This window comes from Streptomyces sp. AF1A (assembly GCF_047340315.1).
Lineage (GTDB): Bacteria > Actinomycetota > Actinomycetes > Streptomycetales > Streptomycetaceae > Streptomyces.
In genome coordinates this window covers 11959-34394 of sequence record NZ_JBLEBI010000064.1, presented here as the reverse complement: position 1 = coordinate 34394, position 22436 = coordinate 11959, and the positions used below count along the sequence as shown (strand labels likewise).

Below are 22436 nucleotides of genomic sequence, written 5' to 3'. Positions count from 1 at the left end.
GCCGGCGCCCGCGGCCAGCCGCCAGGCCAGCGCCGCGGCGAACGCGTCGCCCGCGCCGGTGGTGTCCACCGGGTCCACCTTCACCGACGGCACCCGGGTCACGCCGGAGCCGTCGCACACCAGCGCCCCCTGCGCGCCCAGCGTCACCACCACCGAGCGCGGACCCTTGGCCAGTAGCAGTCGCGCCCAGTCCTCGGGGTCCTCGCTCACGCAGGCCTCGCCGAGTATCACCCGTGCCTCGTGCTCGTTGACGATCAGCGGATCGCAGGCCGTGAGCACCTCGGTCGGCACCGGGCGCGGCGGGGACGGGTTCAGCACGAACCGGGTCCCCTCCGGCAGGGTCCGTACCACCTCCACGACCGTCTCCAGCGGGATCTCCAGTTGCGCCGACACCACGCGCGAGGCGAGGAAGAGGCTCACCGCGGCGCGCACGTCACCCGGTGCCAGGCGGGCGTTGGCGCCCGGCGACACCACGATGCCGTTGTTCCCGGTGGGGTCGACGGTGATCAGCGCGATGCCGGTCGGGGCCCCGTCCACCAGCACGCCGACCGGGTCCACTCCGGCCGAGCGCAGGGAGTCCAGCAGCATCCGGCCGTGGCCGTCGTCGCCGACCCGGGCCAGCAGGGCCGTCCGTGCGCCGAGCCGGGCGGCGGCGACCGCCTGGTTGGCGCCCTTGCCGCCCGGGTGCACGGACAGGTCGCCGCCCAGCACCGTCTCGCCGGCGGCCGGCCGCCGCTCGACTCCGATCACCAGGTCGGCGTTGGCCGAACCCACGACCAGCAGGTCGTAGTGGTCCATGTGCACTCCCGTCAGCGCGTTGTCCACGGCGATCTTCCACGACTGCGTCGGCGGCCCGGCCGCGGCGGCCGCCGGTGACCTCGTCACAGCCGCTCGACGACGGCGACGGCGATCAGCGCGGCGAGGGCTCCGAGCCCGCCGAGGACTTGGAAGCCTAGGGCCATCCGCACGGCGGCCGGCCGGATTTCCCCTCGGCCCGGGGACACGGACGTCCACGGTCGGGTCGAAGCCCCCTCCGAAGCCACCCCTCCGCTCGGGACATGCCGGTACGGCGTGCCAACGGCGGCGGCCGCCACGCGCGCGTGGAGCGCTGCGGCGGAGCCTGCGCCGCCGGTGCCCGTCCGGGCCGCGCACGGTGACGGTGCGGCACTGTCACATCCCACCGGTACCGTCGGATCATGGCTCAACAGGAGGGGAACCCCACGGGCGGCGAACGCCGGCTCGCCACGCTCGACGGCGTGCTGGAGCGCATCACGTACGCCAACGAGGAGAACGGCTACACGGTCGCCCGGGTCGACACCGGGCGCGGCGCGGGCGACCTCCTCACCGTGGTCGGCGCGCTGCTCGGCGCCCAGGTCGGGGAGTCCCTGCGCATGGAGGGCCGCTGGGGCTCGCATCCGCAGTACGGCAAGCAGTTCCACGTGGAGAACTACACGACCGTGCTGCCCGCGACCGTCCAGGGCATCCGGCGCTATCTGGGCTCCGGCCTGGTCAAGGGCATCGGGCCGGTCTTCGCCGACCGCATCACCCAGCACTTCGGCACGGACACGCTGCGCATCATCGAGGAGGAGCCCGGGCGGCTCGTCGAGGTCCCCGGACTCGGGCCGAAGCGGACCAGGAAGATCGCCGACGCCTGGGAGGAGCAGAAGGCGATCAAGGAGGTCATGCTCTTCCTGCAGACCGTCGAGGTGTCGACCTCGATCGCCGTGCGGATCTACAAGAAGTACGGGGACGCGTCGATCTCCGTCGTGAAGAACCACCCCTACCGGCTCGCCGCCGACGTGTGGGGCATCGGCTTCCTGACCGCCGACAAGATCGCCCAGTCCGTCGGCATACCGCACGACAGCCCCGAGCGGGTCAAGGCCGGCCTGCAGTACGCGCTGTCCCAGTCCGCCGACCAGGGCCACTGCTTCCTGCCCGAGGAGCGGCTGATCGCGGACGCCGTCAAGCTCCTCCAGGTCGACACCGGGCTCGTCATCGAGTGCCTCGCCGAGCTGGCCCGGGAGCCGGAGGAGGGCGAGGACCCCGGGGTGGTGCGGGAGAAGGTACCCGGCCCCGACGGCGACTCCCAGCAGCCCGTCACCGCCGTCTACCTCGTGCCCTTCCACCGCGCCGAGCTGTCCCTCTCCGCCCAGCTGCTGCGCCTGCTGCGCACCGGTGAGGACCGGATGCCCGCCTTCCGGGACGTGGACTGGGCCAGGGCGCTGGGCTGGCTGCGCTCCCGCACCGGCGCCGATCTCGCGCCCGAGCAGGAGGCGGCGGTCCGGCTCGCGCTGACCGAGAAGGTCGCCGTGCTCACCGGTGGCCCCGGCTGCGGCAAGTCCTTCACCGTCCGCTCGATCGTGGAGCTGGCCCGCGCCAAGCACGCCAAGGTGCTGCTCGCCGCGCCCACCGGGCGGGCCGCCAAGCGGCTCGCCGAGCTGACCGGCGCCGAGGCCTCCACCGTGCACCGGCTGCTGGAGCTGAAGCCCGGTGGCGACGCGGCGTACGACCGGGACCGCCCGCTGGACGCCGACCTCGTGGTGGTCGACGAGGCGTCCATGCTGGACCTGCTGCTCGCCAACAAGCTGGTGAAGGCCGTACCTCCGGGGGCGCACCTGCTCTTCGTGGGGGACGTGGACCAGCTGCCCAGCGTGGGCGCGGGGGAGGTGCTCCGGGACCTGCTCGCCGAGGGCGGCCCCGTCCCCGCCGTCCGGCTCACCAGGGTCTTCCGGCAGGCGCAGCAGTCGGGCGTGGTCACCAACGCACACCGGATCAACGCCGGGCGGCATCCGCTCACCGACGGCCTGAAGGACTTCTTCCTCTTCGTCGAGGACGACACCGAGGAGGCCGGGCGGCTCACCGTGGACGTGGCCGCCCGCCGGATTCCGGCGAGGTTCGGCCTCGACCCGCGGCGGGACGTGCAGGTCCTCGCGCCGATGCACCGGGGCCCGGCCGGGGCCGGCGTCCTGAACGGGCTGCTCCAGCAGGCCATCACCCCCGGCCGGCCCGACGTGCCCGAGAAGCGGTTCGGCGGCCGCGTCTTCCGCGTCGGCGACAAGGTCACCCAGATCCGTAACAATTACGAGAAAGGGAAGAACGGTGTCTTCAACGGCACCGTGGGTGTCGTCACCTCGCTCGACCCGGTCGACCAGCGCCTGACGGTGCTGACGGACGAGGACGAGGAGGTCCCGTACGAATTCGACGAACTCGACGAACTGGCTCACGCGTACGCGGTGACGATCCATCGCTCGCAGGGAAGTGAATATCCCGCGGTGGTGATTCCCGTCACCACCGGAGCATGGATGATGCTCCAGCGGAACCTGCTGTACACGGCGGTCACCCGGGCCAAACGGCTGGTGGTCCTGGTCGGTTCGCGCAAGGCGATCGGGCAGGCGGTGCGCACGGTGTCCGCGGGGCGCCGGTGCACGGCCCTCGACTTCAGACTCGCGTCGCCCGGCGGGAGGCTGGAGTTCACCGGCTCGGACGGGTAGCGGTCGGGCATCACAAAAATGATCGATCAAACGAGTCGTGAAGGTCACAGAGCACTACCGGATGCCCTTCCGAGGGGGCAGGATGAGCAGGTTGGCGGCACTGAGTGCCGCCGATAGGCCCAATGGTCGACCCCGAGTGCACTCTCCTGAGCCAAATGGGGGATGGTAGAGACAGTCAGGGCACCTCGAAGATGAGGCACTACGTCGGTGAGGGAAGACGTGAGCGACAACTCTGTAGTACTGCGGTACGGCGACGGCGAGTACACCTACCCGGTGGTCGACAGCACCGTCGGCGACAAGGGCTTCGACATCGGGAAGCTCCGCGCCCAGACCGGTCTGGTGACCCTGGACAGCGGGTACGGCAACACCGCCGCCTATAAATCCGCCATCACCTACCTCGACGGCGAGGCGGGCATCCTCCGCTACCGCGGCTACCCCATCGAGCAGCTGGCCGAGCGCTCCACCTTCCTCGAGGTGGCTTACCTGCTGATCAACGGCGAGCTGCCCACCGTCGACGAGCTGACGACGTTCAGGAACGACATCACGCGGCACACCCTGCTGCACGAGGACGTCAAGAACTTCTACAAGGGCTTCCCGCGCGACGCCCACCCGATGGCCATGCTCTCCTCGGTGGTCTCGGCGCTGTCGACCTTCTACCAGGACAGCCACAATCCGTTCGACGACAAGCAGCGAAGCCTCTCCACGATCCGGCTGCTCGCCAAGCTTCCGACGATCGCGGCGTACGCCTACAAGAAGTCGATCGGCCACCCGTTCGTCTACCCGCGCAACGACCTCGGCTACGTCCAGAACTTCCTGCGCATGACCTTCTCGGTCCCGGCGGACGACTACGAGCCGGACCCGGTCGTGGTGTCCGCGCTGGACAAGCTGCTGATCCTGCACGCCGACCACGAGCAGAACTGCTCGACCTCGACGGTCCGCCTGGTCGGTTCCTCGCAGGCCAACATGTTCGCGTCCATCTCGGCGGGCATCAACGCGCTGTGGGGCCCGCTGCACGGCGGCGCCAACCAGTCCGTGCTGGAGATGCTCGAGGGCATCCGCGACTCCGGCTCCGACGTCGACACCTTCATCCGCAAGGTGAAGAACAAGGAGGACGGCGTCCGCCTGATGGGCTTCGGCCACCGGGTCTACAAGAACTTCGACCCGCGCGCCAAGATCATCAAGGCCGCCGCGCACGACGTGCTCTCCGCGCTGGGCAAGGAGGACGAGCTCCTCGACATCGCCCTGAAGCTGGAGGAGCACGCGCTGTCCGACGACTACTTCGTGGAGCGCAAGCTCTACCCGAACGTCGACTTCTACACCGGTCTGATCTACCGGGCCATGGGCTTCCCGACCGAGATGTTCACGGTCCTGTTCGCCCTCGGCCGCCTGCCGGGCTGGATCGCCCAGTGGACCGAGATGATCAAGGAGCCGGGCTCCCGCATCGGCCGCCCGCGCCAGATCTACACGGGCGTCGTGGAGCGCGACTTCGTCCCCGTCGAGGAGCGCTGACACCTCCCGGCGAGGGGCACCGGCACCAGGCCAGGACGGATACCCGTCCTGGCCTTCGCGCGTGCCGTCGTGCCGGCCACGGCGCGGTCCCGGCCGAGCGTTGCCGCGCGCTGCGGGCGGGTGGCGCTCGTGCGGCGTGCCCGGCCGGTGGTACCTGCAGTGGGCCCGCATCGGCTCGGTCGACTGGGGCGTGGTGCCCGGCGGCTGGCGCCGGCACCTGCGGGTGAGCGGCGCCGGTGGGGCCCGCCGGTGTCTGCACGGCGCGACCCGGTCCCGGTCGGGAAGGGACCGCGTGACCGTCGAGGCGGCCTGAGCGCACAGAGTGGCTCCGTCAAGGCGAGGAAAAGCGGAAGGCGCCCTGGGACGCCGGTCCCCCCACGGGCCGACGACCAGGGCGCCTTCCCATGTCCCGGTACGGATTCCCCCCACGGGATCCGGCCGGGCGCTCGGAGAGGACAGCGCCTGAATCGCTGTCTGTGAGCAGAACGAGCAAAACTCGCCCCACTCCAGTGAAGCGGTGCGACCTGCCGGGACAGCGCACGCTGGGAGGGCCGCTCAAAGCTTCCCGGTGTACGTGTCCCGGCAACGCATCTTCCGGGGAAGTCCCCCAAGACATCCCCAGGTGCCGGTCAGCGCCCCCCAAGACGCCGAACCGACATCGCCAACTTAGACCTTCGAACCCCTTCGATGGTTACGTTCGCATCACTGTGATCTGCGTCTCTTGCATTTGTCCTTTAGGTACGCAAGAGCCCCGATACGTTGATCGGGACCCAAGCGTAAGGATGATGCGCGAGCCTTGTGAAGAGCTTATGTGAGGCTCGCGCCGGACTCTAGGGGGACTCTTACATCCGCTGCGCCTAACCCCCGGTAACCCTGGGGGACTTCAGCGGAAGCGGCGCAGCCGCAGGCTGTTGGTCACCACGAACACGGACGAGAAGGCCATGGCGGCACCCGCGATCATCGGGTTCAGCAGCCCCGCCGCGGCCAGCGGCAGCGCGGCCACGTTGTAGCCGAACGCCCACACCAGGTTCCCCTTGATCGTGGCGAGGGTGCGCCGGGCGAGCCGGATGGCGTCGGCGGCCACCCGCAGGTCCCCGCGCACCAGCGTCAGATCGCCGGCCTCGATCGCCGCGTCCGTGCCGGTGCCCATGGCGAGGCCCAGGTCGGCGGTGGCCAGCGCGGCGGCGTCGTTGACGCCGTCGCCGACCATGGCCACGGCCCGCCCCTCGCGCTGCAGCCGCCGTACGACGTCGACCTTGTCCTCGGGCAGCACCTCGGCGAACACGTGCGCGGCGTCGATTCCCACGGACCGGGCGACCGCCTGCGCGACCGTGCGGTTGTCCCCGGTGAGCAGCACCGGCGTGAGCCCGAGCGCGCGCAGCTTCCGTACTGCCTCGGTGCTGGTCTCCTTGACCGCGTCGGCGACGGCGAGGACCCCGCGGGCCCGTCCGTCCCAGCCGGCCACGACGGCCGTACGGCCCTCCTGCTCGGCCTCCCGCACCGCACGGGCCAGCTCCTGCGGCAGCTCGTCGTACAGGCGTCCGACGGCCACCTCGCGCCCGTCCACGCGCCCGCGCACGCCCCGCCCGGGGACGTTCTCGAAGTGCTCGACGGCCGGCAGCGCTCCGGCGCGCTGCACCGCCCCGGCGGCGATCGCCCGCGCGACGGGGTGTTCGGAGGCGTGCTCCAGGGCGCCCGCGAGGAGCAGCAGCTCCTTCTCGTCCTCGCCTTCGGCGGCGTACACCGCCTGGAGGGTCATCCGGCCGGTGGTGACGGTGCCGGTCTTGTCGAGGACCACCGTGTCGACGCGGCGCGTGGACTCCAGCACCTCGGGGCCCTTGATGAGGATGCCGAGCTGGGCGCCGCGGCCGGTGCCGACCATCAGCGCGGTCGGCGTGGCCAGGCCCAGCGCACAGGGGCAGGCGATGATCAGCACGGCGACGGCGGCGGTGAACGCGGCGACCGCGTCCCCGGTGACGCTGAGCCACACCGCGAAGGTGCCGAGCGCGATGAGGATGACGACGGGCACGAACACCGCGGAGACGCGGTCGGCGAGCCGCTGCACCTCGGCCTTGCCGTTCTGCGCGTCCTCCACCAGCTTCGCCATCCGGGCGAGCTGGGTGTCGGCGCCCACGCGGGTGGCCTCGACGACCAGCCGGCCGCCCGCGTTGACCGTGGCGCCGGTGACCCGGTCGCCGGGCCCGACGTCCAACGGCACCGACTCGCCGGTCAGCATCGCGGCGTCGACCGCGGAGACGCCCTCGACCACCGTGCCGTCGGTGGCGATCTTCTCGCCGGGCCGCACGACGAACCGGTCGCCGACGGCGAGGGAGGCCACCGGCACCCGTACCTCGCGCCCCTCGCGCAGCACGGCCACGTCCTTGGCGCCCAGCTCCATCAGCGCCTTCAGGGCGGCCCCGGCGCGCCGCTTGGAGCGCGCCTCCAGGTAGCGGCCGAGCAGGATCAGCGCGACGACTCCGGCGGCGACCTCCAGATAGACGGTGGACGCGCCGTCCATGCGGGAGACGGTGAGGCGGAACTCGTCGTGCATGCCCGGCCGGCCGGCGTCGCCGAGGAACAGCGCCCACAGCGACCAGCCGAACGCGGCCAGCGTGCCGACCGAGACCAGGGTGTCCATGGTGGCGGCGCCGTGCCGGGCGTTGGTCCAGGCGGCCCGGTGGAAGGGCGCGCCGCCCCACACGACGACCGGCGCTGCCAGGGTGAGCGAGAGCCACTGCCAGTTGTCGAACTGCAGCGCCGGGATCATCGCGAGCAGGACCACGGGCGCGGCGAGCAGGGCGGAGACGAGCAGCCGGTGCCTGAGGGAGCCGAGTTCGGGGTCCTGCCCGGAGGGCTGCGGGGCCGCCTCGGGGGCGGGCGTCGGCGGCGGGGGTTCCTCGGCGGTGTAACCCGTCCGCTCCACGGTGGCGATCAGATCGGCCACCCGGACGCCCTCGGCGTAGGTGACCTTCGCCTTCTCGGTGGCGAAGTTGACGGTGGCGCTCACGCCCTCCATCCGGTTGAGCTTCTTCTCCACCCGGGCGGCGCACGAGGCACAGGTCATCCCGCCGATGAGCAGCTCGACCTCGGAGGCGCCGTCTATCGCGGTCGCCTTCCGGGCGGACGCTGTCTGAGCGGTGGTGCTGGTCATGTCCGGACTCCAGACATCGGACCGAACCGTACGGAACCAGTATCAGCTGGCCGGCACGGCCCGGTCGGGAAACGGGAGGGTGGTGCTCAGGCCCGGCCGGCCAGTTCGAAGCCGGCCTCGTCCACGGCGGCGCGCACGGCCTCGTCGTCCAGCGGGGCCGCGGAGACGACAGTCACCTCGCCGGTCGACGCGACGGCCTTCACCGAGGTGACGCCGGGAATCCGGGAGATCTCGCCGGAGACGGAGCCCTCGCAGTGGCCGCAGCTCATCCCGGTCACCTGGTAGACGGTGGTGACGGAGCCCGTGGTGTCGGTCTGGGCGCTCATGTGGTTACTCCTCGGGGAGGCGTGTGGGGTCGGTGGGGTCCGGGGGAACCCCACGCTCTTCACACTATACCCCTAGGGGGTATTCCTTCTCCATGAGGTGTTCCGGCGCGTCAGGGACAGCAGGGACAGCACCCAGGCGACCCCGGCGAGCCCCACGAGGGCCGCTCCGCCGATCGAGAACAGGGTGAACAGATGCTGCTGCACGGCGCTCGGGCCGGACGGGTACCCGGGTGCGCCCGGCCGAGCGCCCGGCGCGGTGCTCGCCAGGCGCTCGGCCAGCCGGAGTGCGACGCCGTGCGTGGCGTCCCACAGGGCGTGCAGCAGGGCGGCGCCCATGCAGGCGGCGACCAGCGGCGGGGCGTACCGGAAGCGCCCGTTCGGCCGGCGCAGGGACAGCAGCATCCCGCCCGTGATCGCCGTCCACAGCGCCTGTCCCGCGGGGGCGAGCAGGCCGCGCAGCAACTGAGTCTCCAGCAGCGCCCTGAGGCCGACGCCCTCGGAGAAGGCCGCGTCGAACGCGGAGCCGGTGCTCTCCAGGGCCGCGAAGCCGAAGCCGAGGGCCGCGCCGAGCACCAGCCCGGCCCGCGTCCCGCTGATGCCCGGCTGCCGGCGCAGCACGAACACCAGCGCCCCCAGCTTGGCCGCCTCCTCGACCAGGCCGACGCCCAGGAGGATCGCGAGGGAGGAGTGCGGCGGATACGGCTCGGCCGACGCGGTGCCGAGCACGCCGAGCGCGCCGCCGGCCAGGAAGCAGCCGAGGACCGCGCTGACGCCCAGGTCGCGGCCGTGCCGCTCGTACGCCCACAGCACGAAGGCGACCGGTGCCAGAAAGCCGCCCAGCAGGATCAGCGTCGGCAGCAGGGCCGCGTCCGACGTCGCGTACATCGCCGCCGCGGTCAGCGCCCACAGGCCGAGACCGCCGCCCAGGCAGCGCTTCCACAGGCCCGCGGCGATGCGGGGGTAGGGCGGCGGGGGCTGCTGCGGGCCGGGGATGCGGGCCCTCGGGGTGCCGGGCGGCGGGGAGTGGGTCACGTGCGTCCCCTCGGGGGCTGCTGGGCGATCTATCCGCACTCTAGGCAGATGTCCCGCTCGTCGCAGTCCAGCACGCGCCGTGGGGTCAGCCGCGGCCGAGCCGGTCGCCCACCAGCGGGTCGAGGTAGCGGATCAGCACGTCCTTGATCTCCTGGACGTAGGCCGTGCGCTCGGCGCCCTCGTGGGCGAGGACGAGTTCCAGGCCGGCCTTGTACACGCCGAGGCAGACGTGGGCCGTGCGCGTGACGTCGGCCGGGCTCGCGCCGGGCATGAGGGAGGAGAGCAGGCCCTCGATCCGGGCGATCAGGGTGGTGTGCAGCTGGTCGTGCGCCTCGGTGATCCCGCCGGGCATGTCGGGGCCGTGCATCAGTGCGAAGAACACCGGGTGCTCGGTGTTGAAGGCGATGAACCGGTCGACCGCGGCGCCGATGGCCTCCTCCAGCGAAGTGGCGGGGTCGACGGGGGCCAGTGCCTCGCCGTAGGTTTCCCGCATCTCGTGGACGAGCCGGCCGCCCAGCTCGATCGCGATCGCCTCCTTGTTCGGGAAGAACTGGTAGAGCGTGCCCGGCGAGACGCCCGCCTCGCGGGCGATGGCGTTCGTGCTCGCGGCGGTGTAGCCGGTGGTGCAGAAGACCCGGGCGGCGGCTTCGAGGAGCTGGGCGATACGGCGTTCGCCGCGGGCCTGGCGGCGGCGCGGCTGCTCCTTCTCCGAGGTGTCGGACACGCGTGATCCCCAGCTCTCCGAAGACGATTGACAAACGCGAGTGGTCGCTCGCATTCTGGAGAAACGCGAGCGATCTCTCGTGTTTGCCAGTTTATGGCAACGACTCATCCGTGCCTCCTGCTGCGCAGGCACGGGTCGTGGTGAAGGGGACACCGCAAGATGACCGAAGTCAACACGCCGGCGCGGACCGGGAAGGGGAGGCCGGAGCCGGCGGGGGAGGCGGAGTCGGCCGTGCCCCGGACCGGCCGCTGGACCCGGTTCGTGACCGCCCGCCCGCGCCTGTCGCTGCTCGTCGCTCTGGTCCTCACCGCACTCGCCGTGCTGGCCGGCAGCGGGGTCGCGGACCGTCTCGGCAGCGGCGGCTGGGAGGACCCGGCCGCCGAGTCGACGTACGCGACCAGGGCGCTGGAACGCGCGTTCCCCGCCTCCCAGCCGAACCTGCTCCTGCTGGTCGACGCGGGCCGTGCCTCGGTCGACGACCCGGCGGTCGCCGCCCGGGCCAGGAGCCTGACCCGCCGGCTGGCGGGGGAGCGGGGCGTCACCGGCGTCGGCTCCTACTGGCAGGCCGACGCCTCGGCGGCACCCGCCCTGCGTGCGAGGGACGGCCACGAGGCGCTGATCGCGGCCCGCATCACCGGCGACGAGAACACCATGGCCAGAACCCTGGACCGCATAGCCCCCCACTACCGGGGCACACACGGCCCGGTCCGGGTCCGGGTCGGCGGCATCGTCGCGGTGCGGCACGAGATGCAGACGATCATCAAGGAGGACCTCACCCGCGCCGAGATGATCGCCCTGCCGATCACGCTGGTGCTGCTCGTGATGATCTTCGGCAGCGCGATCGCGGCCCTGCTGCCGCTGGGCATCGGCTTCGTCGCCATCCTCGGCACGAACGCGGTGCTGCGCGGCCTGACGTCCTTCACCGACGTCTCCGTCTTCGCGCTCAACCTCACCACGGCCCTCGGCCTCGGCCTCGCCATCGACTACTCCCTGTTCATCGTCCGCCGCTACCGCGAGGAACTGTCCACGGGCGCCGAGCCGTTGACCGCAGTCGGCACCACCCTGCGCACGGCGGGGCGCACGGTGCTCTTCTCCGCCCTCACCGTCGCGGTGTCCCTGGCCGCCATGATGGTCTTCCCGCAGTACTTCCTGCGGTCCTTCGCCTACGCCGGCATCGCCGTGGTCCTGCTCGCCGCCGCCGCCGCGCTGATCCTGCTCCCGGCGGCGCTGATCCTGCTCGGCCACCGGGTCAACTCCCTGGACCTGCGCCGCCTGTTCCGCCGTGGCGCCCGGCCGTCCGGCGCCGGGGGGACGGCGTGGACGCGCACCGCGACGGTCGTGATGCGCCGCGCCCCGCTCTTCGCCCTCGGCACCACCGTCCTGCTGGTCGTCCTCGGACTGCCCTTCCTGGGCGTGAAGTTCGGCACCGCGGACGACCGCCAGCTGCCCTCGACAGCCGAGTCCCACGTGGTGCAGCAGCACCTCCGTGAGGGCTTCCCCGGCAGCCCCGGCGGCGGCCTGGAGATTCTCGCCGAGGGCAGGGCGACCGCGGCCCAGTACGCCGCCTACAAGCAGCAGGTGGCCTCGCTGCCCGAGGTGGTCCGCGTCGACGGCCCCGTGGTCGGGAAGGGCGCGGCGTACTTCACCGTCCAGCCGAGGGGCGAGGCGGTGGACGACCCGGCCCAGCAGTTGGTGGGCGAGCTGCGCGACCTGCACGCCCCCTTCGCCACCGAGGTGACCGGCACGGCCGCCGTCCTCGTCGACACCAAGCACGCGATAGCCCAGCGCCTGCCCTGGGCGGCGCTGTTCATCGCCGTGGTCACCCTGCTGCTGGTCTTCCTGCTCACCGGCAGCGTGCTGATACCCCTGCAGGCCGTGGTGCTCAACGCGCTCAGCCTGACGGCGATGTTCGGCGCGGTGGTCTGGGTGTTCCAGGACGGCCACCTGTCCGGGCCGCTCGGCTTCACCAGCTCCGGCTCCATCGAGACCACCCTGCCCGTCCTGATGTTCTGCGTGGCCTTCGGCCTCTCCATGGACTACGGCGTGTTCCTGCTCTCCCGTATGAAGGAGGAGTACGACCGCACGGGCGACCACACCGCCGCGGTGCGCCACGGCCTGCAGCGCACGGGCGGCCTGATCACCGCGGCGGCGGTCATCCTCGCGGTGGTGATGGTCGCCATCGGCACCTCCCGCGTGACCGACACCAAGATGCTGGGCCTCGGCATCGCCCTCGCGGTGCTGATGGACGCGATGGTGGTCCGCAGCCTGCTGGTCCCGGCCATCATGCGGCTCACCGGCAGGGCCACGTGGTGGGCGCCGGCCCCGCTGCGGCGCTTCCACCGGCGGTTCGGTCTCAGCGAGGGCGAGGAGGAGGCGCCCTGAGCGGGCGCGGGGCACCGCGCGACCAGCCCCGAGGGGCCGGGGCCGGCCCCTCGGCCCGGCGGCCTTCCGAGGTCTAGTCTGCGCGGAGGATCTTCGCGGAGGACGTTCGCCAAGATCGTTCGCCAAGGGCGTTCGCGGAGGATTCGGAAAGGAGCGCGCATGCGAGCGGTCGTCTTCGAGCGGTACGGCGTCCCCGCCGAGGTGCGGGAGGTGCCCGACCCGGAGCCCGCGGACCACGGCGTCGTGGTGCGCGTCGAGGCGACCGGGCTGTGCCGCAGCGACTGGCACGGCTGGATGGGACACGACCCGGACATCACGCTGCCGCACGTGCCCGGACACGAACTCGCCGGTGTCGTCGAGGCGGTGGGCGCGCGGGTGACCGGGTGGCGGCCCGGCGACCGGGTCACCGTGCCGTTCGTCTGCGCCTGCGGCACCTGCCCCTCCTGCGCGGCGGGCGACCAGCAGGTGTGCGAACGGCAGACGCAGCCCGGCTTCCACCACTGGGGCTCCTTCGCCGAGTACGTGGCCCTCGGCCACGCCGACGTCAACCTGGTGGCGATCCCGGACGACATGGCGTACGCCACCGCCGCCGCCCTCGGGTGCCGCTTCGCCACCGCCTTCCGCGCGGTGGTGCAGCAGGGCCGGGTGGCGGCGGGGGAGTGGGTCGCGGTGCACGGCTGCGGCGGGGTCGGGCTGTCCGCCGTGATGATCGCGGCGGCGGCCGGTGCCCGGGTGGTCGCCGTCGACGTGTCGGACCGGGCGCTGGACCTGGCCAAGAGGTTCGGCGCGGCCCACACGGTGCACGCGGAGCGGATGCGCGACACGGCGGAGGCCGTCTCCACGCTGACCGGCGGCGGCGCCCACCTCTCGCTGGACGCCCTCGGATCGCCCGTCACCTGCGCCGCGTCGGTCAACTGCCTGCGCCGCCGCGGCCGGCACGTCCAGGTCGGCCTGCTGCCGTCGGCCGACGGCACCACCCCCGTCCCGCTGGCCCGCGCCATCGCGCTGGAACTCGAACTCCTCGGCAGCCACGGCATGGCCGCCCACGCCTACCCCGGCATGCTCCACCTGGTCCGCTCCGGCGTGCTGCGCCCGGATCTCCTGGTGACGTCCACCCTCCCGCTCGACGCGGCCCCGGCGGCCCTCGCGGCGATGGACACGGCGCCGGGGGCCGGGGTCACGGTCATCGAGCCCTGGAGCCGGGCCTGAGACCACGGACGAGTTCGGCCCGGCCCCGCTGATCAGTCCGGCCGGCGGCCGCGGTTGCCGGGCCGGGAGGCGACCCAGGCGCGGACGGTGTCGGCGTACCAGTAGGGCTTTCCGCGCTCCACGTGGTCGGGCGCGGGCAGCAGCCCGTGCTTGCGGTACGACCGCACGGTGTCCGGCTGCACCTTGATGTGCGCCGCGATCTCCTTGTAGGACCAGAGCCTTCGGTCGGTCATGAGTTGCACCTCCCTGCGCGCGCCGCAGCGGCGGCCGGGGGCGGCCGTCGGGGGAGCCGGGCGCTGCGCTGGCGATCACCAGCCTGTGCCCGGTGAACGACGCAGAGTGACGGATGGACAACGCCTGTCGAGCGGATGTGACCGAGCGCCCGCGTACACGCGACATGTGTGACACGCGAGAGGTGTTTGTGACACGACGGCAGCAAAGCGCACGCCGGCTCGGCGCGCGGCGGGCGGTCGCTCCTCCACGGCGCCGTCGTGCGCCCCGGCCCGGTCTCCCCGCGGGGCGCCGCACGCTCGACCCGCCCCCAGCGGACGCCCCCACACCCACCTCCCACCCGAGGCCAGGCACCCACGCCCTCCAGCGGAGCGTAACTCGTCCGAATGTCTGGACAAAACATTGACAGGGCTCCGCGGGCAGGACTACAAAGCCGGGGAGAGCCGTGACGAAGGGAAGCCGATGGCGTACGACCTGATCACCATGGGGCGGATCGGAGTGGATCTTTACCCGCTGCAGACCGGCGTTCCGCTCGCCCAGGTGTCGTCCTTCGGCAAGTTCCTCGGCGGGTCGGCGACGAACGTGGCGGTCGCGGCGGCCCGCCTCGGCCGCACCACCGCCGTGATCACCCGCACCGGCGACGACCCGTTCGGCGCCTATCTGCACGAGGCGCTGCGCGAATTCGGCGTCGACGACCGCTGGGTCACCCCCGTGCCCGGGCTGCCGACCCCCGTCACCTTCTGCGAGGTCTTCCCGCCCGACGACTTCCCGCTGTACTTCTACCGGCAGCCCAAGGCGCCCGACCTGGAGATCGACGCCCACGACCTGGACCTGGACGCCGTCCGCGAGGCCCGGATCTTCTGGGTCACCGGCACCGGCCTGAGCGAGGAGCCCAGCCGCACGGCGACCCTCACGGCCCTCGCCCACCGCGCCAGGTCCGGCATCACGGTCTTCGACCTCGACTGGCGCCCCATGTTCTGGACCCACCCCGACGAGGCCCGCCCCTTCTACGCCGAGGCCCTGCGCCACGCCACCGTGGCCGTCGGCAACCTGGACGAGGTGGAGGTCGCCACCGGGGTGCGCGAGCCGCACGCCGCCGCCCGGGCGCTGCTGGACGCCGGGGTCGAGATCGCCGTGGTGAAGCAGGGGCCCAAGGGCGTCCTGGCGGTCGGCCGTGGCGGCGAGTCCGCCGAGGTCCCGCCGCTGCCCGTCACCGTCCTCAACGGGCTAGGCGCCGGGGACGCGTTCGGCGGCTCGCTCTGCCACGGCCTGCTCGCCGGCTGGGACCTGGAGACGATCATGCGGCACGCCAACGCGGCCGGCGCCATCGTCGCCTCCCGCCTGGAGTGCTCCTCCGCGATGCCCACCCCGGACGAGGTGGCCGCCGCGCTCGACGCCGGAGCGGTGCTGTGAGGGCCGGGCGCGTGGCGGGCACGCAGCACGAGGGCGGGGCCGGCGGCAGGCTGCCGCGCGTGGACGTCGCCGAACTGGTCCGCATCCGCACCCACCACCCCGAGGCGATCGCCGAGGCCGCCGCGCGCCGGGCCCGCAGGCCGCTGCTGAACGAGGACGGCCGGCTGATGATCGTCGCGGCCGACCACCCCGCCCGGGGCGCCCTGGGCGTCGGCGACCGCAAGCTCGCCATGGCCAACCGCGCCGAGCTGCTCGAACGGCTGTGCCTCGCGCTGTCCAGGCCGGGCGTCGACGGCGTCCTCGCCACTGCCGACATCCTCGACGACCTGCTCCTGCTCGGCGCCCTCGACCACAAGGTGGTCATGGGCTCGATGAACCGCGGCGGCCTGCAGGGCGCCCGCTTCGAACTGGACGACCGCTTCACCGGCCACCGGCCCGAGGACATCCAGCGCCTCGGCTTCGACGCGGGCAAGCTGCTGCTGCGCATCGACTACGACGACCCCGGCTCCCTGACGACCCTGGAGTCCACCGCCCGCGTCATCGACGCCATGGCGGAGCGCAGGCTGCCGGTGTTCGTGGAGCCGTTCATCAGCCGCCGCGGCCCCGACGGACGGCTGCGCAACGACCTGAGCGCGGACGCGGTCACCCGGTCCATCGCCATCGCCTCGGGCCTCGGCGGCAGTTCCGCCTACACCTGGCTGAAGGTGCCGGTCACCGAGAACCCCGACGACATGGCCGCGGTCATGGGGACCTCCACCCTGCCCGCCGTGCTGCTCGGCGGCGACATCGGAGACTCGCCCGAGGACCAGGTCGCCGCCTACGAGAAGTGGCGCGGCGCGCTCCAACTCCCGACCGTGCGCGGCCTGGTCGTCGGCCGCTCGCTGCTGTACCCGGCGGACGGCGACGTGGCCGCCGCCGTGGACACCGCCGTAGGACTGCTGTGAGGCCCGCATGACCAGCACCGACCTGCACCTGCCCAGGGGCGCCACCGCGAACGCCCCGTACACCGTCGACATCGACCCCAAGCTGGCCGGCTGGACGCACAGCAGCCTGCGGGTGGTCGAGTTGACGCCGGGCGACACACATACGTTCGTCACCGGCGACAGCGAGTGGATCGTGCTTCCGCTGGAAGGCGGAAGTACCGTACGGATAAAGACCGCGTCGTCCGAGGAGGTCGCGTTCCAACTCCTGGGCAGGAAGAGCGTGTTCGCGTCGGCCTCGGACTTCGCGTACGCACCCCGGGACGCCCGGGTCCAGATCGCCTCCGGCGCGGGAGGCCGCTTCGCCCTGGCAGGAGCGAAGTGCGAGCGACGACTCCCCGCCCGCTACGGCCCCGCGCCGGAGGTCCCCGTCGAGCAGCGCGGCAGCGGCTCGTGCGCCCGCCAGGTGCGCAACTTCGCCGCCGCCGACTCGTTCGAGTGCGACAAGCTGATCGCCGTCGAGGTGATCACCCCCGGCGGCAACTGGTCCTCGTACCCGCCGCACAAGCACGACGAGCACCGGCCGGGCGAGGAGTCCGAGCTGGAGGAGATCTACTACTTCGAGATCGACGGCCCGAACGCTCTGGGTTATCAGCGCGTATTCCCCTCGCGTGAGGGCGGCGCCGACGTCCTCGCCGAGGTCCGCTCCGGCGACGCCGTCCTCGTCCCCGACGGCTGGCACGGCCCGTCCATCGCCCAGCCCGGGCATGACATGTACTACCTGAACGTCATGGCGGGCCCGGGGGAGACCCGGGAGTGGCGGATCTGCTTCCACCCGGACCACACGGAGGGCTACCGATGACGACCCGGCTGACCGTCGCGCAAGCGTTGGTTCGTTTCCTTGCCGCCCAGTACGCCGAACGCGACGGCGAGCGGCACCGGCTGATCGGCGCCACCTGGGGCATCTTCGGCCACGGCAACGTCGCCGGGCTCGGCCAGGCACTGGTCGAGTACGCCGACGTCATGCCGTACCACCAGGGCCGCAACGAGCAGTCCATGGTCCATGCGGCGGTCGGCTACGCCCGCCAGTCGAACCGCCTGTCCGCGCACGCGGTGACCACCTCGATCGGCCCCGGCGCGACGAACCTCGTCACCGGCGCCGCCCTCGCCACCATCAACCACCTGCCGGTGCTGCTCCTGCCCGGCGACGTCTTCGCCACCCGGCCCGCCGACCCGGTCCTGCAGCAGCTGGAGGTGCCGTACGCGGGCGACGTGTCGGTCAACGACACGCTGCGCCCGGTGTCGAGGTACTTCGACCGGATCACCCGCCCCGAGCAGCTGATCCCGAGCGCGCTGCAGGCCATGCGGGTGCTCACCGACCCGGTGCAGACCGGCGCGGTCACGCTCGCCCTGCCGCAGGACGTGCAGGCGGAGGCGTACGAGTGGCCGGAGGAGTTCTTCGCCGAGCGGGTGTGGACCGTACGGCGGCCGGGCGCGGACCCGACCGAGCTGGCCGAGGCGGTGCAGGCGATCCGCGCCGCGCGGCGCCCGCTGGTCATCGCGGGCGGCGGGGTCCACCACAGCCGGGCGGAGTCGGCGCTCGCGGAGTTCGCGTCGGGCACCGGCATCCCGGTCGCCTCCACCCAGGCCGGCAAGGGCTCCCTGCGCCACGACCACCCGCAGGACGTCGGCGGGGTCGGCCACACCGGCACCGCGACCGCCGACGAGCTGGCCCGCACCGCGGACCTGGTCATAGGCGTGGGCACCCGGTACACGGACTTCACCACCGCCTCCGGCACGCTCTTCGAGCGGCCGGGCGTCCGCTTCCTGAACCTCAACATCGCGCCGTACGACGGCCACAAGCTGGCCGCGCTGCCGCTGATCGCGGACGCCCGCAGCGGCCTGGGCGAGCTGACCGAGGCGCTGGCGATGCACGGGTACCGGGTGGCCGACTCGTACGTCACCGAGTACACCGAGGACAAGGAGCGCTGGGAGCAGCGCGTCGACGCCTGCTTCGAGGCCGACGAGCCGGACGTGCGGCCGACCCAGCCCCAGGTCATCGGCGCGCTGGACGCCCTGGTCGACGAGTCGGACATCATTGTCAACGCGGCCGGCTCGCTCCCCGGCGACCTGCACAAGCTGTGGCGGGCCCGGTCGCGGGACCAGTACCACCTGGAGTACGGCTACTCGTGCATGGGCTACGAGATCCCGGCCGCCATCGGCGTGAAGCTCGCCGCGCCCGAGCGGAACGTGTGGGCGCTGGTCGGCGACGGCACGTATCTGATGATGCCGACGGAGATCGTGACCGCCGTGCAGGAGGGCGTCGCGATCAAGATCCTGCTGGTGCAGAACCACGGGTACGCGTCCATCGGCGGTCTGTCGGAGTCGGTGGGCGGCGAGCGGTTCGGCACCGCCTACCGCTACCCCGCCGAGGACGGCACGTTCACCGGCGCCCCGCTGCCCGTGGACCTCGCCGCCAACGCGGCCAGCCTCGGCATGCGGGTGCTGCGCGCGAAGACCGTACGGGACCTGCGCGCGGCGCTCGCCGAGGCGCGGGCCGCCGACACTCCCACATGTGTCTACGTGGAGACCGAAACGTCCGACACTGTGTCGGGCGCGCCTCCGGCGCAGGCCTGGTGGGATGTTCCTGTGGCCGAGACCGCGACCCGACCGTCGGCGGTCAAGGCACGTGAGCTGTACGACCGGCACGTCTCGACCCGACGCCGCCATCTGCACTAAGGAGTCTCTGGGCATGACGAAGATCGTCAACCACTGGATCGGCGGGAAGACCGTCGAAGGCGCGTCGGGCACGTACGGGCCGGTCACCGACCCGGCGACCGGCGCGGTCACCACCAAGGTCGCCTTCGCCACGGTCGACGAGGTGGACGCGGCCGTCGCGGCCGCCAAGGACGCCTTCACCACCTGGGGCCAGACGTCACTGGCCCAGCGCACGTCGATCCTCTTCAAGTTCCGCGCGCTGCTCGACGCCCACCGCGACGAGATCGCCGAGCTGATCACCGCCGAGCACGGCAAGGTGCACTCCGACGCGCTCGGCGAGGTCGCCCGCGGCCTGGAGATCGTGGACCTGGCCTGCGGCATCAGCGTCCAGCTCAAGGGCGAGCTGTCCACGCAGGTGGCCACCCGCGTCGACGTGGCCTCGATCCGCCAGCCGCTGGGTGTCGTCGCCGGCATCACGCCGTTCAACTTCCCGGCGATGGTCCCGATGTGGATGTTCCCGATCGCCATCGCGTGCGGCAACACCTTCGTGCTCAAGCCGAGCGAGAAGGACCCCTCGGCGTCCGTCAGGCTCGCCGAGCTGCTGGCCGAGGCCGGTCTGCCGGACGGCGTCTTCAACGTCGTGCACGGCGACAAGGTGGCCGTCGACCGCCTGCTGGAGCACCCGGACGTCAAGGCCGTGTCCTTCGTCGGCTCCACCCCGATCGCCCGGTACATCCACACCACGGCCTCCGCCCACGGCAAGCGCGTCCAGGCCCTCGGCGGCGCCAAGAACCACATGCTGGTCCTTCCGGACGCCGACCTGGACGCCGCGGCCGACGCCGCGGTGAGCGCGGCCTACGGCTCGGCGGGCGAGCGGTGCATGGCCATCTCGGCCGTCGTCGCCGTCGGCGCGATCGGCGACACGCTGGTGGAGAAGATCCGCGAGCGCGCCGAGAAGATCAAGATCGGTCCGGGCAGCGACCCGGCGTCCGAGATGGGCCCGCTGATCACCAGGGCGCACCGCGACAAGGTGGCGTCGTACGTCTCCGGTGCCGCCGCCGAGGGCGCCGAGGTGGTGCTCGACGGCACCGGCTACACCGTCGAGGGCTTCGAGGACGGCCACTGGATCGGCATCTCGCTCCTGGACAGGGTGCCGACCAGCGCCAAGGCCTACCAGGACGAGATCTTCGGCCCGGTGCTGTGCGTGCTGCGCGTCGACACCTACGAGGAGGGCGTGGCCCTCATCAATGCCTCGCCGTTCGGCAACGGCACCGCGATCTTCACCCGGGACGGCGGAGCCGCCCGCCGCTTCCAGCTGGAGATCGAGGCGGGCATGGTCGGCGTGAACGTCCCGATCCCGGTCCCCGTCGGCTACCACTCCTTCGGCGGCTGGAAGGACTCCCTCTTCGGCGACCACCACATCTACGGCAACGACGGCACCCACTTCTACACCCGCGGCAAGGTCGTCACCTCCCGCTGGCCCGACCCGGCCGACGCCCCGGCGGGCGTGGACCTGGGGTTCCCGCGCAACCACTGACCGTGACCTGAGGCTGGTGGCACGCCTCCGTCAGGCCGTCCGAATTCCGGACGGCCTGACTTTTTTTGCCGCCTCGGCTGCGGTTCCCGTTCATGCGGAGGAAACGGGTGATCAAGGCGCGGAGCGCTGGTGACCTTCGAAAGCAAGGTCAGATCGCGCAGAAGCTTGATGGAAACGCCAATAGGGCTCCGTCGCCTGGGAATGCGATGTGACCTGCGGCTCACCGAAAGTGCGGATTCCGAAGGTAAACGGCCATTGACGTGATGGTTTTCGTCGGGGTTCCCTAAGCACCGCCGGGAGCGGACGAGACGAACGTACGACGAGCCGCCGGAGGCGATAGCGCTCCCGACCCCCACCCTCAGTCGCACGAGTCGATCGGATTCCGCTGCATGACCGACACGCTCCGCCCTGCCGGGACCGCCCTCGCACAGGCCTCGGACAGCCCTCAGAAGCTCAAACGCTCCATCGGAGTGGTCGGTGGCACCCTGCTCACCCTGTCGTGCGTCACCCCCGCGTCCACGCTCTTCGTGATCGTGCCCGACCTGTTCTCCAGCCTGGGCACGGCGACGGCGCTGTGCATCGCCATCGGCGCGCTGCTCTGCATCCCCGTCGCCTTCTGCTACTCCGAGCTGGGCACCCTCATCCCCAGCGCGGGCGGCGAGTACGCCATGGTCTCCACCCTGGCCGGGCGGCTCGCCGGCTGGCTGGCGTTCGTGATGTCGCTCCTCGTCGTGATGATCGTCCCTCCGGTCATCGCGATGGGCACCGCCGACTATCTGGCCCCGGTCGTCCATCTGGACCCGTCCTGGACGGGCGCCGGCGTGATGATCGCGGCCACCCTCGCCGGCCTGCTGGACCTGCGCGCCAACGCCTGGATCACCGGCATCTTCCTGGTCCTGGAGGTCGTCGCGGCCGGTGTCGTCGCCCTCCTCGGCTTCACCCACGCCCACCGCGGCGTGAGCAGCCTCGGCTCCTTCCAGCTGGCCGGCGCCCACGCGCACGTGGACCCCGTCACGGGCATGATGGTCCTCTCGGGGCTCGCCATCGCCCTGTTCGCCACCCAGGGCTTCTCCACCGCCGTCTACCTCTCCGAGGAGCTGGAGAACCCGCGCCGCAACGTCGCCCGCACCGTCCTCGCGACCCTCGCCATCTCCAGCGTGGTCATCCTGGTGCCGGTCGTGGCGATCACCCTGGGCGCCGGCGACCTGAAGGCCCTGACCGGCGGCGACCTCTCCAGCATGGTCATCGCGTGGAGCAACTCGGCGGTCGGCACCTTCGTCAGCCTGTGCGTCGCCCTCGCGATCATCAACGCGGGCATCGTCATGGTCATCCAGAACTCCCGCGTCCTGTTCGCCTCCGCCCGCGACAAGGCCTGGCCCGCGCCGGTCAACAACGCCCTCGCCAAGCTCGGCCGGTTCGGCTCCCCGTGGGTGGCCACCCTCGTCGTCGGCGTCCCCGGTGCCTTCCTCTGCTTCGTCAACCTGGACACCCTCTACGGCGTCACCGGCGTCGCCGTCACCGGCCTCTACCTGCTGGTCGCGATTGCCTCGCTGCTCGCCCGGCGCGGCTCGCACGGCACCAGGAAGGCGTGGCGGATGCCGCTGTGGCCGGTCATGCCGGTCCTGCTGGTCGCCGTCCTCGTCTACATCCTCGTGGAGCAGGACGTCTCGTACCTGCTGTGGACCGGTGGCATCACCGCGGTCGCCACCCTCTACTGGGCCCTGTACCTGCGCCCGCGCCAGGCGACCCGCTGGCTGGTGTCCATCCCGGAGGACGAGCAGGGCTGAGCCTTC

18 protein-coding genes are annotated in these 22436 nt (G+C 72.1%); 11 read left to right on the top strand and 7 right to left on the bottom strand.

Annotated elements, in window-relative coordinates; all coding sequences use genetic code 11:
- The coding region (locus ACLU3S_RS19025; RefSeq protein WP_413953093.1) for a ribokinase at positions 1 to 798 on the bottom strand (798 nt) is incomplete at its 3' end.
- A gap of 83 nt (positions 799 to 881) precedes the next feature.
- Complete coding sequence (locus ACLU3S_RS19020) at positions 882 to 1004, bottom strand: hypothetical protein (RefSeq protein WP_413953092.1); 123 nt, start codon at positions 1002 to 1004, stop codon at positions 882 to 884.
- A gap of 192 nt (positions 1005 to 1196) precedes the next feature.
- On the opposite strand from ACLU3S_RS19020, the gene ACLU3S_RS19015 reads away from it, so the two are divergent.
- From ACLU3S_RS19015 to ACLU3S_RS19005, 3 genes are all read left to right on the top strand, one after another.
- Complete coding sequence (locus ACLU3S_RS19015; RefSeq protein WP_413953091.1) at positions 1197 to 3491, top strand: ATP-dependent RecD-like DNA helicase; 2295 nt, start codon at positions 1197 to 1199, stop codon at positions 3489 to 3491.
- 219 nt (positions 3492 to 3710) lie between these two features.
- Complete coding sequence (locus ACLU3S_RS19010; protein WP_413953090.1) at positions 3711 to 5000, top strand: citrate synthase; 1290 nt, start codon at positions 3711 to 3713, stop codon at positions 4998 to 5000.
- 136 nt (positions 5001 to 5136) lie between these two features.
- Positions 5137 to 5313, top strand: coding sequence for a hypothetical protein (locus ACLU3S_RS19005; RefSeq protein ID WP_413953089.1), 177 nt, complete (start codon positions 5137 to 5139; stop codon positions 5311 to 5313).
- A gap of 570 nt (positions 5314 to 5883) precedes the next feature.
- On the opposite strand, the gene ACLU3S_RS19000 is transcribed toward ACLU3S_RS19005, so the two are convergent.
- The 4 genes from ACLU3S_RS19000 to ACLU3S_RS18985 all read right to left on the bottom strand — a co-directional run bounded on the left by ACLU3S_RS19000 (position 5884) and on the right by ACLU3S_RS18985 (position 10233).
- Positions 5884 to 8151, bottom strand: a complete 2268-nt coding sequence (locus ACLU3S_RS19000; protein ID WP_413953088.1) for a heavy metal translocating P-type ATPase — start codon at positions 8149 to 8151, stop codon at positions 5884 to 5886.
- An 86-nt stretch (positions 8152 to 8237) separates the two neighbouring features.
- Positions 8238 to 8477 (bottom strand): heavy-metal-associated domain-containing protein, encoded by a 240-nt coding sequence (locus tag ACLU3S_RS18995; RefSeq protein WP_413953087.1) that lies wholly within the window; start codon positions 8475 to 8477, stop codon positions 8238 to 8240.
- A gap of 72 nt (positions 8478 to 8549) precedes the next feature.
- The gene (locus ACLU3S_RS18990; RefSeq protein WP_413953086.1) at positions 8550 to 9509 is read right to left on the bottom strand and encodes a PrsW family intramembrane metalloprotease; all 960 of its coding nucleotides are present in this window, start codon (positions 9507 to 9509) and stop codon (positions 8550 to 8552) included.
- Positions 9510 to 9594: 85 nt separating this feature from the next.
- Positions 9595 to 10233 carry a TetR/AcrR family transcriptional regulator gene (locus ACLU3S_RS18985; protein ID WP_413953085.1) on the bottom strand — a complete coding sequence of 213 codons (639 nt, stop codon included), beginning with the start codon at positions 10231 to 10233 and terminating at the stop codon, positions 9595 to 9597.
- Positions 10234 to 10392: 159 nt separating this feature from the next.
- Here ACLU3S_RS18985 and ACLU3S_RS18980 point away from each other — a divergent pair, with 159 nt between their 5' ends.
- Complete coding sequence (locus tag ACLU3S_RS18980; protein WP_413953084.1) at positions 10393 to 12615, top strand: MMPL family transporter; 2223 nt, start codon at positions 10393 to 10395, stop codon at positions 12613 to 12615.
- A gap of 159 nt (positions 12616 to 12774) precedes the next feature.
- A complete protein-coding gene (locus ACLU3S_RS18975; RefSeq protein WP_413953083.1) occupies positions 12775 to 13824 on the top strand; it encodes a zinc-dependent alcohol dehydrogenase family protein in 1050 nt (349 codons plus the stop codon).
- 32 nt (positions 13825 to 13856) lie between these two features.
- Here the strand turns inward: ACLU3S_RS18975 and ACLU3S_RS18970 are convergent, their stop codons facing one another.
- A complete protein-coding gene (locus ACLU3S_RS18970) occupies positions 13857 to 14057 on the bottom strand; it encodes a helix-turn-helix transcriptional regulator (protein WP_413953082.1) in 201 nt (66 codons plus the stop codon).
- A 460-nt stretch (positions 14058 to 14517) separates the two neighbouring features.
- Here ACLU3S_RS18970 and iolC point away from each other — a divergent pair, with 460 nt between their 5' ends.
- The 6 genes from iolC to ACLU3S_RS18940 all read left to right on the top strand — a co-directional run bounded on the left by iolC (position 14518) and on the right by ACLU3S_RS18940 (position 22430).
- Positions 14518 to 15468: a 5-dehydro-2-deoxygluconokinase gene (iolC, locus tag ACLU3S_RS18965; protein ID WP_413953081.1), complete on the top strand. Its 951-nt coding sequence runs from the start codon at positions 14518 to 14520 to the stop codon at positions 15466 to 15468.
- A gap of 11 nt (positions 15469 to 15479) precedes the next feature.
- The gene (locus ACLU3S_RS18960; protein ID WP_413953080.1) at positions 15480 to 16412 is read left to right on the top strand and encodes a deoxyribose-phosphate aldolase; all 933 of its coding nucleotides are present in this window, start codon (positions 15480 to 15482) and stop codon (positions 16410 to 16412) included.
- Between the two features lie 7 nt (positions 16413 to 16419).
- Positions 16420 to 17250 carry a 5-deoxy-glucuronate isomerase gene (gene iolB, locus ACLU3S_RS18955; RefSeq protein ID WP_413953079.1) on the top strand — a complete coding sequence of 277 codons (831 nt, stop codon included), beginning with the start codon at positions 16420 to 16422 and terminating at the stop codon, positions 17248 to 17250.
- Positions 17247 to 19127, top strand: coding sequence for a 3D-(3,5/4)-trihydroxycyclohexane-1,2-dione acylhydrolase (decyclizing) (iolD, locus tag ACLU3S_RS18950; RefSeq protein ID WP_413953078.1), 1881 nt, complete (start codon positions 17247 to 17249; stop codon positions 19125 to 19127). The genes iolB and iolD overlap by 4 nt, the downstream gene beginning before the upstream one ends.
- Before the next feature lie 13 nt (positions 19128 to 19140).
- On the top strand, positions 19141 to 20643 hold the full coding sequence (mmsA, locus tag ACLU3S_RS18945; RefSeq protein WP_413953077.1) for a CoA-acylating methylmalonate-semialdehyde dehydrogenase: 1503 nt from the start codon (positions 19141 to 19143) through the stop codon (positions 20641 to 20643).
- A gap of 389 nt (positions 20644 to 21032) precedes the next feature.
- Positions 21033 to 22430, top strand: a complete 1398-nt coding sequence (locus tag ACLU3S_RS18940) for an APC family permease (protein ID WP_413953076.1) — start codon at positions 21033 to 21035, stop codon at positions 22428 to 22430.
- Positions 22431 to 22436 lie beyond the last annotated feature (6 nt).